This is a genomic window from Azospirillum halopraeferens DSM 3675 (genome assembly GCF_000429625.1).
Lineage (GTDB): Bacteria > Pseudomonadota > Alphaproteobacteria > Azospirillales > Azospirillaceae > Azospirillum > Azospirillum halopraeferens.
This window is the reverse complement of record NZ_AUCF01000006.1, coordinates 124,850-140,781: the sequence shown is the minus strand read 5'-3', so window position 1 is coordinate 140,781 and position 15,932 is coordinate 124,850. Positions and strand designations below refer to the sequence as shown.

Here is a 15,932-nt window from a genome sequence, read left to right as displayed (position 1 = left end):
GCATGGCGCCCGCCCCCATGGCATCCCTCGATCGCCGCCGCGTGCTCAAGGCCGTGCTGGCCGGCGCAGCGGGCGCCGTGCCGCTGGGCGGTGCGCTGGCGGCGCCGGTGCCCGACCGAACCTACCGCATCTTCATGGTGCTGGGCCGCGGCGAGAGCGACAACGAGTTCGGCTTCAAGGACTATCTGGCCCGCCGCGGCCTCCGGGTGGAATACACGATCCGCAACGCCGGCGGCGATCCGGCGCGGCTGCCGGCCATCGTCGACGAGATCCGCGAGCAGCGCCCCGATCTCATCTATTCCTGGGGAACGCCGCAGACCCGTGGCCTGGTGGGTCCCTACGACGAGCCGGATCCCGGCCGCTACATCACCGACATCCCCGTCGTCTTCACCTTCGTCGCGGCGCCGCTCGACGCCCGCATCGTACCGGATCTGGCACGTCCCGGACGCAACGTCACCGGCACCGTCCACATCGCGCCGATTCCGGTGCAGATGAACACCATCCAGGCCTACCGGCCGATCCGCCGCCTGGGAGTCGTCTTCAATCCCGCCGAGCGCAACTCCGTCCTGACCGTCGAGGATCTGCGTGCCGAGGCGGCCGGGCGCGGCGTGGAGCTGCTGGAGGAGCCGGTGCCCCTGCTGGCCGAAGGCAAGCCGGACGCCGACGCGGTGCCCGGCCTGGTCGCCCGACTGGCCGACCGCGGGGCGGAGATGCTGTACATCGGCCCGGACACCTTCATCGCCTTCCACAACCGATCGGTTGTGGCGCGCACGGCGCTGGAGCGGCGCCTGCCCACCTTCTCGGTGACCGAACTGATCGTGCGCACCGACCGCGCCATGCTGGCGCTGGCCAGTTCCAGCTATGGCATCGGGCGCTTCACCGCCTATAAGGCCACGCAGATCCTGCTGGACGGCCTGTCGCCGGGAACGATCCCGGTGGAAACGCTCAAGCGCTTCTCGATCATCATCAACATGCCCGTGGTGCGGGAGCTGGAGTTCTATCCCCCCATCAGCCTGCTCAACTTCGCCGAGGTCATCGATTCATGATGGTTCCCGAGAGCGGGCTCCTCGCCGGTCTCAGCCGGCAGGCCGCCGCACGCGCGCTTGAATCGCTGGGACTGCTGGCCGACGGGCTGCCCGCCGGCCTCACCTGCCGGCTGCTCGGCCCCGGCGACGCCGATGCCATGCGGCGCCTGCGCGCCGACGTCATCGCCGGCCTGACCGACCCCGACCATTACCGTGTCGCCGGCGAGGTGGGCGATTTCGTCGCCGATCACCTCGGGCGCTGCGGCATGACCGCCGGCCTGTTCGCCGGGGGGGATCTGGTCGCCTACGGGTCGCTGGGCCTGCCGGGGCCGGGCGACGCCAACCGCGGCCGCGACCTGCCCCTTCCCGAGGCGGAGCTGCCCCTGGTCGCCCACATGGCGTCGTGCATGATCCGCGCCGACCACCGCGGCCTCGGCCTGCACCACCGGCTGATCGGCTGGCGGCTGGCGCTGGCCGACGGGCTGGGCCGGCGGCATGTGCTGACCACCGTGTCGCCGCGCAATCATCAGAGCTGGGCGCATCTCGCCGCCCATGGCATCCTGGCCAAGCGGGTGGTGATCGTCGCCGGCGGGCTGGCCCGCCTGCTGGTCCACCGCGACGGCGCGGCGGACCCGCTGCCCGATCCGCGGACGCTGGAACTCTGCGCGCCCGGCGATCTGGCCGCCGCCGACGGGCCGCCGGCGCGCGGCGGCTGGGTGTGGGCGCGCGGCCGGATCGACGATGCGGCGGGTACCCGCTACCTGGCCATCTGCGCGCGCCCGCGCGACGTTGGCGTCTAGGCGGGGAGGGGCGGCATGCCGGCCATCGGCTTCACCGGGCGTCTGGTCGCCGCCGTACTGGCCGGGGTGGTGCTGACCGCCGCCGGCACGGTGTGGCTGTGGACGCTGGAGCAGCGCCGCCTGGTCGGCGACGCGGTGGCCGGCCATGTGGGGTTCGTCCTCTACGAACTGAAGGGGGACCTGGAGGCGCGCCTCAACCTGGGGCTCGCCCTGGCCGATCTGCCGCTGGTGGACCCGCTGCTGCTCCAGGCCCGTGGCGAGTATCCGGACATCCGCTCCATCGCCGTGGCCGACGACACGGGCGTGATCGTCTTCGCCACCGATGCGGTCGAACTGGGGGAGCGGATGGCCGAACCGGTCCCCGCCGGCCCGGCACTGGCGACCGGACGCAGCGGCGACGAGCTGACCTACGGCCTGGGGCTGACCACCGCGTTCGAGACCCACGCCGGCGCCGTCGTCGCGCGCCTTCCGGCCGCGGTGGTGGACCGGCGGGTGCAGGACTATGCGCTGACCCTGGCGCTGGGTGGCGGTGCGGTCACCGGGGGCGTGGCGCTGCTGGCCCTGGTGGCCACCGTCGCCCTGGCCCGGCCGACCCGCCTGGCGGCGGAGACACTGGCCGATTCCCTGGCACCCGACACCGGACCGGCACCGACCACTGCCGACCCGCTGGGCCTGCCGGTGTCCGCCTTCGGGGCGGCGGTCGGGCAGCGGACCGCCACCCTCGACGCCGCCGGGCGTGAGGTCGCCCGGCTCGACGAGATGGCGTAAGGAACCGCCCATGACGCCACCGCACCGGACACCCTCATCACCCGCCGCGACGCTGGCCCGGCGGCTGCCCCTTCTGGGCGCCGCCGCGGCCGCCATCGCCGCGCTCGGCATATCGCTGCTGGCGGTGGCGGAGGCGGACCGTCATCTGACCGAGGCGCGCCTCGGCAAGGCGGCGGCGGTGGCCAGGGCGGTGGGCAACGACGTGGACCGGGCGCTCGGCTACGGCATCCCGCTGGACCGGATCGAGGGCATGGGCGCGTATCTGGATTCGGTGTCCGAACGCAATCCCGACATCCGCTTCCTGGCGGTGCTCGACGGCGGCGGGACGCTCCTCCACCGCGGCGGCGCCGGTGAGGAAGCGGCCGCCGTCATGGTCCGCGAGCCCCTCGACGGCGGCACCGGCGGCAGCGTGGTGGTGGCGGTGCAGCCGACCCGGGTGCCCGGCGATCTGCTGGACGGCCTGCCGAGGCTGCTGTGCGGGGGGCTGGCCCTGCTGCTGCTGGCCTGGCATCTGGCGGCGGCGGCGGCGGACCGGGCGGTGACCACGCCGCTGCGCCGGCTGGAGCGCGCATTGCGCGCCGCCGCCGCCGGCGATTTCTCGGCGCTGATCGGCGGGCGCCCGCGCGACGAGTTCGGGCGGGCCATGCTGGCCTACAACGCCGTGGTCTGGCGGTTGCACGAGGCGCGCCAGCGCTTCGCCCTGCACGCCGACGAGGTGCGGGCCGCCGTCTTCGACGCGGACGTCGCGCGGGCCGTGGAACGGTCACGCGACGACACCGTCGCGCGGTTGGGAGCCGGACTGGACCGGCCGCCGGAACGGCGCACCGCCGCCCGCGCCGCCGACGCCCGCCTGTACGCCCTGCTCGGCCCCGCCGCCGCGCTGATGGCGCTGCCGGTGGTCCTCGGCGGCATGGCGGCGGTGCCGGCGCTGGCCGCCGCCGCCGCGGCCGCCGCGGGGATGGCCCTGCTCGGCTGGCGCCGGACGCCGCACCGGCGGTCCGCGGCCGTGGCGGCGGCGGCACCGCTGGCGGTGCTGCTGGCGCTCGGCCCGGGCGACGTCTCGGAGGCGGCGGGCTGGCTGGCCGCCGTGCTGGCCGGCGGGGCGGGCGGGTTTGCTGCCGGTCTGGCGGCCCGCCATGTGCTGGCGGCACCCGATGCGCGCCCGGCCGCCCTGGCCGGCACCCTGGCCGGCGGTCCTGTCCTCGCCGGGCTGGCCCTCGCCGCGCTGGGGGTCGGCCCCGGCCCGGCGGGCGTCGCCGCGGCGCTGACTGCGGCCGGGGCGCTGGCCGCGGCGTTCCTGCTGGCCGACGGCGAACGGTAGGAAGGGGCGCACGGTACCATGCTGCAAACCCGCATCATCCTCCTGGTCCTGCTGACGGTGGCGGCGGTGTCGGCCCTGCTGCTGGCCTTCGCCGACCTGCGCGAGTCGGCGGTGGAGCGCCGGGCCCGTGACCTGGAGCTGGCGCGGCTGCAGACCGCCTGGGACCTGGCGGTGGCCGAGACGGCGGGGCGTGTCGATTCCGCCCTGGGCCGCGTCGCCGGCGATGCCGGCGTGGTGCGGCAGGTCGCCGACGGCGACCGCATGGGGCTGGCCATCGCGGCCCTGCGCATCGCCGGCACCCTGGGCAGCGGCGTGGTCGAGGCCAACCTGCTGGCGGCCAACGGCGACCTGCTGCTGGCCACCGGGGCCGACCCGTCCTTCGACCAGCAGCCCCTTCTGGGCGGGGCCCGTCTGGCGCGGCTGATGGCCGGTGAGGGGCCGGTGCGCGGCACCCGGGCCGCCGGCGACCGGCTGCTGGTGGTGGCGGGAACACCGCTCTACGACGGACCCGAGCCGGTGGGCGCCGCGGTGGCCGCGGTTCCCCTGGACGAGGCGCTGGAGGCCCTGGAACGGCTGCTGGGCGAACGGGTGTTCGCGCTGGGCCGCGGCGGCGACGCGGTGCGCGGTGCCGGGGATCCCCTGTGGGCCGCGGTGGCGGCGCGGGTGGACAGCGGGCGGGACGTCACCGCCGTCGTCCATGGCGGGCGCCATTACGCCCTGGCCGGCATTCCCGTGGCCGATCTGGCCGGCGGGCGCATGGCCACCGTGTTCGTCGCGTCCGACGTGACCCGGGCGGCGGGCGAGCTGCGGCTGTGGAACCTCGCCTACGCCGGTGCCATCGCGGCGGTGCTGGCGGCGGCGCTGGGGCTGCTGTTCGTGTTCCTTCGCCGTTCCTTCGCGACGCTGGATGCGGCGGTGGGGGCGTTGCAGACTCTGTCCGGCGGCCAGACCGCCACCTATGTGGAACTGCCCGCCGGCAACGACGAGATCGGCCGAATCGCCGGGGCGGTGGAGGTGTTCCGCGAGGTCATGCGCGACATCGAGCGCTCGGCCGGTCAGCGCGAGCGGCGCCTGCGCCGTCAGCAGCGTTTCATCCGCAAGCAGATGGAGGCGCTGGCCACCACCCTGGAGGAGGACGCCCGCCAGGCCCTGCTGGACGAGCTGGCCCACATCGAGCAGGAGGCGCGCGACGGCCAGTCGGCCCAGTCCAAGGGCGTGAGCGACGAGCTGGGGCTGCTGGCGCTGGGCTTCAGCCGGCTGGCGACGCGGGTGAGCCTGCAGCAGGTGCAGCTCGTCCAGCATGTGCGCGATCTGCGCGAGGCGCTGGAGGACAAGCGCCGCCTCATCAGCCTGCAGCAGGAGCTTGAGATCGCGCGCACCATGCAGCTCTCCATCCTGCCCCAGTCCTTCCCGGAGATGGCGGAACTGGAGCTGGCGGCCCGCATGGTGCCGGCCAAGGAGGTGGGCGGCGACTTCTACGACGTCTTCCCCGTGGGCGAGCGCAAGCTGGGGATCGCCGTCGCCGACGTGTCGGGCAAGGGCATTCCCGCCGCCTTCTTCATGTTGATCACCCGCACCATGCTGCGCGCCATCGCGGTGGACGGCCACGGCCCGGCCGAGACGCTGACGCGCCTCAACAACCTGTTGAGCGCCGAGAACGAGCAGATGATGTTCGTCACGACGCTGTACGGCGAGATCGACCTGGACACCGGTGTGTTCACCTACTGCAACGCCGGCCATAACCCACCCTACCGGGTGGACCCCGCCGGCACCGTGCGGGCGCTGGAGAAGACGCCGGGGCTGGCCCTGGCGGTGATGGGCGACATGGATTTCGGCCAGAAGTCCCTGACCCTGACCCCCGGCGAGGTGGTGCTGCTCTACACCGACGGCGTGTCCGAGGCGTTCGACCCGCATGGGGCCATGTTCGGCGACGAGCGCGTGGTGTCCACGCTGGCCGCCGCCCCCATCGAGACGGCCCGCACCGGCCTGGACCGCATCATGGACGCGGTGGCCGGCTTCAGCGCCGAGGCCCCCCAGTCCGACGACATCACCTGCGTCGTGGTGCACTGGCACGGCACCGCGGCCGGAGCCGCCGCGGCGGCGATGGCCGCCGGTGAGGCGTAGGGATCAGGCCGGCCCCAGCGTCACCTTGACGTCGCAGGGCCGGCCGAAGAACGGCGCGGAGGTCACCAGCACGTCGCAACCGGTGGCAGCATAGGCGGCGGCGTTGGATTCGCTGACACCGCCGGCCGCGGCAACGGCGGGCCGGGGCCGGCCGTCGCGCGCACCATCCGCCATCCCGCCCGCCATCCCGCCCGCCACCGCGGCCACCACCGTGGCCACGTCGGCGGGGGACAGCTTTTCCAGTTGCAGCACGTCGGCACCGGCCGCCGCCATCGCCAGGGCCTCGTCCACCGACGACACCTCCACCACCACCTTGCGCTCGGGCGCGCGGCGCTTCAGGTCCGCCATCCAGGCGGCGGGGCTGCCGGCAAGGAAAGCGCGATGCTCGGCGAACACCAGCAGGGTTTCCGACAGGCCCAGCCGGTGCATGACGGCACCGCCGGCCAGCACCGCCTTGACCGCCACCTCCTTGGTGCCGGGAAAGTTCTTGCGGGTGCAGGCGACGCTGACGCCGGGCGCCGCCTCGACGATCCGCCGCGCCCGCGTGGCGATGCCGGAGGCGTACTCAACCAGCGTCTGCGCCACCTTCCAGCCCCGGTGCAGGCCGCCCGCCGGCCCTTCGGCGACCAGGAACACCGCGCCCGCGGCCAGGGCGGTGCCGTCCGCCTCCGCCCGCTCGACACGGGCGCCGCAGCGTTCCAGCATCCGCGCCGCGGCGTCGGCGGCGCACAGCACCATGGCGTCGCGGGCGGCGAAGGTGATGCGGCCGGGCCGGGCGGCGATGCCCAGGGTCGCGGTGGTCAGGTCGCCGTAGGGCGCATCCTGCGCCAGCAGCGCGTCCAGGACGGCATCGGGCAGGATGTGCATGGCGGTGCTCCTCAGGCCGCCGGGACGTAGGCGGCGAGGTTGCGGCGGATGCGCTCCAGCACCGGTTCGGGCTCGGCCGGCAGGGGGAACGGCTGGCCGGTGATGGTCTCGAACGCACGGATGTAGACGGCGGCGGTGTCGGCGATGAGGTCCGCCGGGATCTCCGGGATGGGGTCCCTGTAGGGATCGCAGCGCCCGCTCACCCAGGTGCGCACGAAATCCTTGTCGAAGCTCAGCGGCCGCTGGCCGGCGGCGACGCGCTCCTCATAGCTGTCCTGCATCCAGTAGCGGCTGCTGTCGGGGGTGTGGATCTCGTCGGCCAGCATGATGGTGCCGGACTCGTCGATGCCGAACTCGTATTTGGTGTCGACCAGGATCAGGCCGTTCTTTGCGGCCAGCTCCCGGCCGCGGGCGAACAGGGCCAGTGCGGCCTGCGACACGGTCGCCCACTGTTCCGCCGTCAGCAGGCCGCGGGCGACGATCTCGTCCGGCGTGATCGGCTCGTCATGGCCGCCCTGGTCGGCCTTGGTGGTGGGGGTCAGCACCGTCCGGGGCAGCTTGCGGTTCTCCTCCAGCCCGTCGGGAAAGCGGATGCCGTACATCTCCCGCCGACCCTGCTTGTACATGGACCAGATCGAGGTGGAGGTGGTGCCCGCCATGTAGTCGCGCACGACGACCTCCACCGGCAGGATGCGCAGGCGGCGGCAGACGACCACGTTGGGGTCCGGATACTCCAGCACATGGTTGGCGATGATGTCCGCGGTCTGCTCGAACCAGTACCGCGCGGTCTGCGTCAGCACCTGGCCCTTGAAGGGAATGGCGGTGAGGATGATGTCGAAGGCGCTGAGGCGGTCGGAGGCGACGATGATGCGCCGCCCGTCGGGCAGGTCGTAGTTGTCGCGCACCTTGCCGCGGTAATGGTTCGGCAGCTCCGGGATCGTGGCGTCCCACAAGGCGTTGCCGAGGTGCGGCAGCAGCGCGCCGCGGTCGATGGTGGACACCGGGAAACCCTCCTCTGACCGTCATGTCGGCGCGGTTTAGCACACGCGCCGGGGGCGTACCAGCCGATGGCCGGGGCGGGGCGCCGCCCGCGGCGCAATCCCGCTATCCCAGCGTGGCGGCGATGTCGCCCATGATCTCCTCCCATTCGTCGTCGCCGATGTCCATCAGCCCGAAGAAGCGCAGCGTGAACACGCCCTCGGTGGCGAAGAAGGCCAGCCGGGCGCGGCGCCCCTCCTCGGTCGTGGCGTCGAGGCCGGCGAGGCGTTCGCGGTACCAGCGCCGGGTGGACTCCAGGTGCTCCGGCGTTTGCAGAAGGACCGTCATCAGGCTCGCCGCCTTGGCGTTGGCCGACGCATCGGAGCGGCGGGTCGCCTCCGCATGGGCCCGCACGGCGGCCACCGGGTCGGGGTGCGGGCCGGCGAGGCGCGCGAACTCCGCATCGTAGCTCTGGCTCCACCGCTTGATCATCGCGTCGATCAGCGCCTGCTTGGTGGCAAAGCTGTACTGCACGCCGCCCTTGGTGATGCCCGCGGCCCTGGCCAGGGCGTCGATGGTCAACGCCGCCGCGCCGCGGGTCGTGACGATCTCCTCCGCCACGTCCAGAAGCGCATCGGGATCGATCGTTTTCCTGCGCCCCATGCGCACCCCTTTCATTTCAATACGGACGTATTTATATAGGTACCGACCGCGGTCCGGCCCGGGCGCTACCCGGAGTCCGCCGCGCAAAACCATTGGTGAGAGCCGTGTTACCGCGTCATCGTTGGCTGGTCCTGGTCATCGTGTCCAGCGCCCTGCTGCTCATCGTCGTCGACATGACGGTCCTGTATCTGGCGCTGCCGAGTCTGACCCACGACCTGCGTGCGTCGGGGGCGGAGAAGCTGTGGATCGTCAACGCCTACGCCCTGACCGTGGCGGGGCTGCTGCCGGCGACGGGGGCACTCGGCGACCGCTTCGGTCACAGGCGGTTCTTCGTGGCGGGCCTGGCGGTGTTCGGCGTCGCCTCGGCGGCGGCGGCGTTCTCGCCGGTGCCCGCGGCGCTCATCGCCAGCCGCGTCGGCCTTGCCGTCGGTGCGGCCATGATGATGCCGGCAACGCTGGCCATCATCCGGCACACCTTCGAGGACGAGAAGGAACGTTCCGTCGCCATCGGCGTGTGGGCGGCCATCGCGTCGGGCGGTGCGGCGCTGGGGCCGGTGGTCGGCGGCACTCTGCTGGAGTTCTTCTGGTGGGGATCCGTGTTCCTCATCAACGTGCCGATCGTCATCGCCGCGTTCGTCCTGGCATTGGTGTTCATTCCCGTCCGCCGGGGTGATCCCGGGCGGCGGTTCGACCCGATCGCCTCGCTGCTGGTCATGATCGCGCTGGTCGCCGTGACCTTCGCCATCAAGGAGGTCGGCCGGCAGGATCCGTCGCCCGCGACGGCCGCCGCCGTGGCCGGCGTCGGCGTGGTCGCTGCCGTCGCCTTTGTGCGCCGGCAGCGGCACTCCGGCGCGCCGATGCTGGACTTCTCCCTGTTCGCCAACCGCATCTTCACGGCGGGGGTGATCGCGGCGCTGGTCGCCTCGGCCGCCCTCATGGGTATGGAACTGGCGATCAGCCAGCGCATGCAGCTCGTCGTCGGGTTGTCGCCCCTGCAGGCCGGCCTGGCGATCCTGCCCATCCCGCTCGCCGCCTTCGTCGCCGGGCCGCTGGCCGGCCGGGTGCTGCCGCGGTTGGGAACCGAGCGGGTGCTGTGGGCGTCCCTGGCCGTCGCCGGGGCGGGCATGCTGTTCTATCTGATCGGCCACGGGGCCGGGCTGCCGGTGCAAATCGCCGCGTTCACCCTCACCGGTGCCGGCCTCGGCGCGGTGATGACGGCGGCGTCGAACGCCATGCTCCTCAACGCCCCCGCCGACAAGGCGGGCATGGTCGCTTCGATCGAGGAGGTGTCCTACGAGCTGGGCGGCTCGTTCGGCATTGCCATTCTCGGCAGCCTGCTGGCGGCGATCTACACCGCGTCGTTCCGCATGCCCGCCGGCGCCGCCGTGCCGGACACCGTGCGCGACAGCATCGACCGGGCGCTGATCGCCGCGGAGGAGGCGCCGGACGCCGTGGCCGCGACGCTCACCGCCCTGGCGCGGGACGCCTTCGACAGCGCGTTCGTCGTGGTGCTGGGTCTTGCCGCCGTGATGCTCGTCGCCGCGTCCGCCGGCATTGCCGTGGCGTTCCGGCGCGGCCGCATCCCCGAAGGGAACCGGGCTTAACCCAGCAGGGGCGCCGCCAGCACCGCCGCCAGCCCGCCCAGGACGACGCAGGCGGCGGTCAGGCGCACGATGCGCTCGCGCAGCAGGTTGCGCTCATCGCACAGGACGGGAAGGCGCCCCTCCAGGGCGGCGGTGCGGGCCTGTGCGGCGCGCAACTCCGCCACCAGGTCGTCCGGCGCCACCTCCGCCAGCGCGTCACGGTCCCGGGTGTCGGCCAGGTCGCCGGCCCGGCGCGCCTCCGGTTCCCACGGGGCGGTTGCGTCGTATTCGGGGTAGTGCGCACCGGCCCAGGCAGCGGCCTGCGCCCGCAGGTAGGCGGCCACGGGCTCCGCCGACGGCGCTTCCTCCATGGTCACCGTGCCGTCCCCGGTGGTCACCAGCACCCGCACCGTGTCGGACGCCCCGTCGAACGCGGCGGGCCGGGCGAAGCCCCCGGTCTCTGCGCCGGTGGTGTCCAGGGGGCGGAACTGCACGCACAGGAAATCCACCCCGCGCTCCCGCCGGCCGGACCAGCGCACCAGGCCGAATTCACCGGTCGCCGCAACGCGGACGATGGTTTCGCGGAACGGAACCGCCCGCCGTTCAAGGCTGGTGCGGCTCGGTAGCGGGTCGAGGGTGCCGGTGTCGGCACGGGATACCATTCGGAGCATGGGGCCGCCCCTGTTGCCTCAGCAGGCCCACACCTACCGGCCGGCCCGCCGCGGAGTCAACGCGGGCAGCCACCCGCCGACCGCGGGGCTGGATTGCTGCGACGCACCGACGCAGCGTCTCCGGGCCGCAGGGGCTTGACAAGAAGCGCCCGGGCCGGCAACGGTAATGAAAATCATTCGCAATGCGCCGATTATTGCACACGCGTCCCGCGCCGGCGGGACACCGTCAGGGAGACCAGACCATGTCGAAGCGCCTCGCCGGACTGTTGGCCACGGCCGCCGTCCTGCTTCCCCTCGCCGCCGGCGCCGCGGCCCCGGCCGTGGCCGTGGCCGGTACCGCCACCGCGCCGCAGGTGGCCGGACTCCAGGTCGCCGCTGTCGCGCCCGGTGCCGAGCAAGTGCTGGCGACCTACGCCGACATCGCCCACGCCGCCTACAGCGACGCGCTGACCGCCGCCAGGGCGCTGAAGACGGCGGTGGATGCGCTGGTCGCCAACCCGACCGAAGAGACGCTGGCCAACGCCCGCAGGGCATGGATCGCCGCCCGCGTGCCTTACCAGCAGACCGAGACGTTCCGCTTCGGCAACCCGCTGGTGGACGAATGGGAGGGCAAGGTCAACGCCTGGCCGCTGGACGAGGGGTTGATCGACTATGTCGACGCCTCCTACGGGGCCGGCGACGAGAACCCCTTCGCCAAGGCCAACGTCATCGCCAACACCGCGATCAAGGCCGGTGACAAGACCATCGACGCCACCACCATCGACAAGAAGCTGCTGGCCGAGGATCTGCACGAGGCCGGCGGGGTGGAGGCCAACGTGGCCACCGGCTACCACGCCATCGAATTCCTGCTGTGGGGCCAGGATCTCAACGGCACCGGCCCCGGTGCCGGCGACCGCAAGGCGACCGATTACGCCCGCGAAGGCTGCACCAACGGCCATTGCGACCGCCGCGCCGCCTACCTTCAGGCCGCCACCGACCTGCTGATCGACGATCTGACCGAGATGGTGGAAGCCTGGGCACCCGGTGGCGCCGCCCGCACCGACATCGCCAGGGCCGGCGAGAAGGACGGCATCGCCCGCATCCTCACCGGCATCGGCAGCCTGAGCTATGGCGAGCTGGCGGGCGAGCGCATGAAGCTCGGCCTCATCCTGCACGATCCGGAGGAGGAGCACGACTGCTTCTCCGACAACACCCACAACTCGCACTACTACAACCAGATCGGCATGGTGAACGTCTACACCGGCCAATACCGCCGTCCGGACGGCAGCGTCGTCCGGGGTCCGTCCCTGTCCGCCTACGTCGCCGCGCGGGCGCCGGAGGAGGATGCCAGGGTGCGCGCGGCCATGACGGAGGCGACTGCGGCGCTGGAGCGCATCAAGACCACCGCCGACAGCGGCGAGATGGCCTACGACCAGATGATCGGTGCCGGCAATGAGAAGGGCAACGCCCTGGTCTCCGAGGGCATCGACCGGCTGGTCGCCCAGAAGAACGCGCTGGAAGGCGTCGTCGCCAAGCTCGGCCTGACCATCCATGTGGAAGGGTCCGACAGCCTCGACAATCCGTCGGCGGTTCAGTGACCGCCTGCCGCGCCGTGTCGCACGGGTCGGCGACGATCCGGTACGCCCGGCTTGCGTCCATCGTCGGTGCGCTGGCCGTGGCCGGCCCGGTGGCCGGCGCGGCGGCGGACGGTTTGGACCCGGCGATGGGGCAGGCGGTGTTCGAGCGGATCTGGGTGCCGGCCCCGGCGTCGACGCAGTCGGCGGACGGGCTGGGCCCGCTGTTCAACGCCCGCTCCTGCGTCGCCTGCCATCCCCGGGCCGGCCGCGGCCGGCCGCCGGAGGCGGGGGTTCCCGATGACCGCGGCGTCGGCTTCGTCCTGCGGCTGGCCGACGACCCCGTGTATGGCCGCCAGATCCAGACGCTGGCGGGCGGCGGACCGGCGCCCGAAGGGAGGGTCGTCCTGACCTGGCGGGACGAGAAGGTGGCCTATGCTGACGGCGGTACGGCGGTGCTGCGCCGCCCGGTGGTGAGCGTCGCCGATCTTGCGTACGGTCCCCTCGCGGTGGACGCGGCGCAGCGGTCGCCGCGCCTGGCGCCGTCGGTGCGCGGGCTGGGGTTGCTGGAACGGGTGCCGGAGGCGGAGATCCTGGCCGCGGCCGATCCCGACGACCGCGACGGCGACGGCATCGCCGGCCGGCCCAACCGCGTGACCGGCCGGGACGGCACCCCGGCGCTCGGCCGATTCGGGTGGAAGGCGGCCCACCCCACCGTCGATTCCCAGAACGCCGAGGCGTTCCACCTCGACCTCGGCATGTCCGGTGCCTATCACCCCGAACCCTGGGGCGACTGCACTCCGGCCCAGACCGCGTGCCGGGAAGCGCCCCACGGTGATTCGCCGCAGTTCGAGGGACTGGAGATTCCCTCCGCCGTGATGGCGATGCTCGGCACCTATGTGCGCGGGCTGCCGCCGGCCGGCGGACTGGAACCCCCGGCCGATGCCGCCGGGGCGGAGCTGTTCGCCGCCACCGGCTGCGCCGCCTGCCACCGACCGACCCTGGTGACCGGTGACGACCCCGCGGCTCCCCGCTTGTCCAACCGCACCCTCTACGCCTACACCGATCTGCTGCTGCACGACATGGGCGAGGATCTCGCCGACGGTGTGGCGGCGGGCGAGGCGACCGGGCGGGACTGGCGGACCGCTCCCTTGTGGGGCTTGCGCGCCGCCGGGGCGGAAGGGGAGATGGCGCTGCTGCACGACGGGCGCGCGCGCGGCGTTGCCGAAGCCGTCCTCTGGCACGGCGGCGAAGCCGCGGCGGCGCGCCAACGCTTCCTGGAGATGCCGGTGGCGGACCGGCAGCGACTCATCCGGTTCGTGGGATCACTTTAGGGCAGCGGATGCGGCAGGCGATGACGGAAGGAACGGGAATGCGACGGCGTACGGTGCTGACTCTCGCCGCGGGGGCCGCTGCCACGGCCCTTGTACCGGTGGCGCGCGCGGCAGCGCCTTCGGACACGGCGTTTCTCGACAGGCTGTTGCGCAGCCACATCCAGCCGCGGCTCGACCGCCTGGCGGCCGCCGCAACGGACCTGGCGCAGCGGCTGGAACGGTTCTGCGCCGCCCCTGACGCCGCCGGGTTCGAGGCGGCGCGGGCCGGCTATCACGGCGCCATGGATGCCTGGGCGGGGGCACAGCATCTGCGCCCCGGCCCCCTGCTGCTGGAGATGCGCGGCGACCGCATCGCCTTCTGGCCGGAACGGCGCGGCATCGTCGCCCGCCAGTTGGCCGCTGTCCTGGCCGCCCGCGACCCCGGGGTGACGGAGCCCGGGGCCGTGCGCAAGCAGAGCGCCGCCGTGCAGGGGCTGACGGCCCTGGAGCGGTTGCTGTTCGACGACGGCGTGGGCCTGTCCGCCTTCACCGACGGCGAGGCCGGGCGCTACCGCTGCGCCCTGGCGGCGGCGGTGGGGGCCAACGTGGCGGCGCTGGCCGGCGAGGTGCGCGACGACTGGACGGCGCTGACGCCCCGCCTGCTGGCGGGCGAGGCGACGTCGGTCGGGGCGACGCCGCGTGCGGCGGTGGAGAACCTCTACGCGTCGCTGGTCACCATGGCGCAGATCGTGGCCGACCAGAAGCTGCGCTTCCCGCTCGGCGACGGTCCGGGTGATGCCAGGCCGACCCTGGCGGAGGCGATGCGCAGCGGCCGCACCCTGCGCTCCATCGCGCTCAACCTGGAGGCCATGAGCGCGATGGTGCTGGGCGAGAACGGCGGTCCGGGCTACGCGGTGCTGCTGCCCGACACGGCGGAGGGAACCGCGGCGCGGACGGCCGCCGTGAATGCCTTCGCCGCCGCCCGTGCCGCCGCTGCCGCGGCACCCGGCCCGTTCGCCGAGGCGATCGCCGACCCCGGCCGCCGCCCCGGCGTGGAGGCGGTGCTGCGGGCGACGCGGAGCGTTCAGACGGTGCTGGTGCAGACCTTCCCCCCTCTCATCGGTGTGGCGCTGGGATTCAATGAACTGGACGGCGATTGATCGGCGCCGGCTGCTCGCCGGGTTCGGCGGGGTGCTGGCCGTGACGGCGCTGCCCCGCAATGTGCGCGGCGGCGGGTCCCTTTTTCTGTCGGCCTATGCGACGGCGGGGAGCGGTGCCGTGACGTTCGGCGTTGCCGCCCTCGACGCCGCGGGCGCGGTCGCCTTCGCCACGCCGCTGCCCGGTCGCGCCCACGCGGTGGTGCCGCACCCGGTGCGTGGCGAGGCCGTGGTGTTCGGCCGGCGCCCCGGGCGCTGGTTCGTGCCGGTGGATCTGGCCGACGGGGAGGCGGCGGCACCCGTCGCGGCACCCGAGGATCGGCGGTTCGCCGGTCACGGGGCCTTCTCGCCCGACGGCCGGCTGCTCTACGCCGTGGAGGACGACGTGCCGCGGGAGACCGGGGCGATCGGCGTCTATGACGCGGCGGACGGCTACCGTCGCCTCGGCGCCATTCCGACCCACGGCGTCGGCCCCCACGACCTGGTGCTGCTGGACGGCGGGCGGGCGGCGGCGGTGGCCAACGGCGGTGTGCTGACCCATCCCGATACCGGCCGGGTCAAGCTGAACCTGGAGGAGATGGAGTCGTCCCTGACCGTGGTGGACACCGCGGACGGCCGGCTGCTGTCCGAGGCGCGGCTGCCCGAGGAGCACGCCAACCTCGGCATCCGTCACCTGGCCGGACGGCCCGACGGGTCCGTGGTGTTCGGGGTGCAGGACGAACGGCCGACGGGTGCCATCCAGCCCCTGGTGGGTCTGCATTCGCCCGGCGGCGACCTGCGCCTGTTCGAGGCGCCGGAAGAGGAGTGGCTGCGCTTCGAAGGCTACATCGGCAGCGTCGCCAGCGACGGCCCGACGGTTGCCGGCAGTTCACCCCGCGGCGGCCGCATCGGCGTCTGGGACGCCGACAGCGGCCGCTGGTTGGGTTCCGCACCTCTGCCCGACGGCTGCGGCCTGGCGGTTGCCGGTGCCGGCGGGGGCTATCTCGCCACCAGCGGCCACGGCGCGGTGGCGCCGATCAGCCCGCACGCGCCGGATCGGGTATCCGGCCACGGCGCAGCCGGATTCCGCTGGGACAATCACCTGACACGGCTGGGATAGGCGCGGCGCC

The 15,932-nt window shown here is 73.4% G+C and carries 14 protein-coding genes; 10 read left to right on the top strand and 4 right to left on the bottom strand.

Annotated features, from left to right (window positions below; all coding sequences use genetic code 11):
• Window positions 1–2 precede the first annotated feature (2 nt).
• From G472_RS0108500 to G472_RS0108480, 5 genes are read left to right on the top strand one after another with little or no spacing between them, the layout of a single operon-like run.
• Window positions 3–1,046 carry an ABC transporter substrate-binding protein gene (locus G472_RS0108500; RefSeq protein WP_029008036.1) on the top strand — a complete coding sequence of 348 codons (1,044 nt, stop codon included), beginning with the start codon at window positions 3–5 and terminating at the stop codon, window positions 1,044–1,046.
• On the top strand, window positions 1,043–1,825 hold the full coding sequence (locus tag G472_RS32040) for a hypothetical protein (RefSeq protein WP_084536529.1): 783 nt from the start codon (window positions 1,043–1,045) through the stop codon (window positions 1,823–1,825). Before G472_RS0108500 ends, G472_RS32040 begins: the two co-directional genes overlap by 4 nt.
• Before the next feature lie 15 nt (window positions 1,826–1,840).
• Complete coding sequence (locus G472_RS0108490) at window positions 1,841–2,593, top strand: hypothetical protein (RefSeq protein ID WP_029008035.1); 753 nt, start codon at window positions 1,841–1,843, stop codon at window positions 2,591–2,593.
• Between the two features lie 10 nt (window positions 2,594–2,603).
• Window positions 2,604–3,914: a HAMP domain-containing protein gene (locus G472_RS39735; protein ID WP_051340584.1), complete on the top strand. Its 1,311-nt coding sequence runs from the start codon at window positions 2,604–2,606 to the stop codon at window positions 3,912–3,914.
• 18 nt (window positions 3,915–3,932) lie between these two features.
• Window positions 3,933–6,038, top strand: coding sequence for a SpoIIE family protein phosphatase (locus G472_RS0108480; RefSeq protein ID WP_029008034.1), 2,106 nt, complete (start codon window positions 3,933–3,935; stop codon window positions 6,036–6,038).
• 3 nt (window positions 6,039–6,041) lie between these two features.
• On the opposite strand, the gene modD is transcribed toward G472_RS0108480, so the two are convergent.
• The 3 genes from modD to G472_RS0108465 form a co-directional block, all read right to left on the bottom strand.
• Window positions 6,042–6,905, bottom strand: a complete 864-nt coding sequence (modD, locus tag G472_RS0108475; protein WP_029008033.1) for a ModD protein — start codon at window positions 6,903–6,905, stop codon at window positions 6,042–6,044.
• Between the two features lie 11 nt (window positions 6,906–6,916).
• A complete protein-coding gene (locus G472_RS0108470; RefSeq protein WP_425387976.1) occupies window positions 6,917–7,906 on the bottom strand; it encodes a phosphoribosylaminoimidazolesuccinocarboxamide synthase in 990 nt (329 codons plus the stop codon).
• 103 nt (window positions 7,907–8,009) lie between these two features.
• Entirely contained in the window at window positions 8,010–8,546 is a 537-nt protein-coding gene (locus G472_RS0108465) for a TetR/AcrR family transcriptional regulator (protein WP_029008031.1), read from the bottom strand.
• Window positions 8,547–8,650: 104 nt separating this feature from the next.
• Between G472_RS0108465 and G472_RS0108460 the strand changes: the two genes are divergently transcribed.
• Window positions 8,651–10,150 carry an MFS transporter gene (locus G472_RS0108460; protein WP_029008030.1) on the top strand — a complete coding sequence of 500 codons (1,500 nt, stop codon included), beginning with the start codon at window positions 8,651–8,653 and terminating at the stop codon, window positions 10,148–10,150.
• Here G472_RS0108460 and G472_RS0108455 read toward each other — a convergent pair.
• A complete protein-coding gene (locus G472_RS0108455) occupies window positions 10,147–10,800 on the bottom strand; it encodes a hypothetical protein (RefSeq protein WP_156927046.1) in 654 nt (217 codons plus the stop codon). The two genes, G472_RS0108460 and G472_RS0108455, sit on opposite strands and share 4 nt — an antisense overlap.
• A 242-nt stretch (window positions 10,801–11,042) precedes the next feature.
• On the opposite strand from G472_RS0108455, the gene G472_RS0108450 reads away from it, so the two are divergent.
• From G472_RS0108450 to G472_RS0108435, 4 genes are read left to right on the top strand one after another with little or no spacing between them, the layout of a single operon-like run.
• The gene (locus G472_RS0108450; protein WP_029008028.1) at window positions 11,043–12,377 is read left to right on the top strand and encodes an imelysin family protein; all 1,335 of its coding nucleotides are present in this window, start codon (window positions 11,043–11,045) and stop codon (window positions 12,375–12,377) included.
• Window positions 12,374–13,687: a di-heme oxidoredictase family protein gene (locus tag G472_RS0108445; protein ID WP_245593433.1), complete on the top strand. Its 1,314-nt coding sequence runs from the start codon at window positions 12,374–12,376 to the stop codon at window positions 13,685–13,687. Before G472_RS0108450 ends, G472_RS0108445 begins: the two co-directional genes overlap by 4 nt.
• Window positions 13,688–13,725: 38 nt before the next feature.
• On the top strand, window positions 13,726–14,826 hold the full coding sequence (locus tag G472_RS0108440; protein WP_035691638.1) for an imelysin family protein: 1,101 nt from the start codon (window positions 13,726–13,728) through the stop codon (window positions 14,824–14,826).
• Window positions 14,807–15,922: a DUF1513 domain-containing protein gene (locus tag G472_RS0108435; protein WP_029008025.1), complete on the top strand. Its 1,116-nt coding sequence runs from the start codon at window positions 14,807–14,809 to the stop codon at window positions 15,920–15,922. The genes G472_RS0108440 and G472_RS0108435 overlap by 20 nt, the downstream gene beginning before the upstream one ends.
• The last annotated feature ends 10 nt before the right edge of the window (window positions 15,923–15,932 follow it).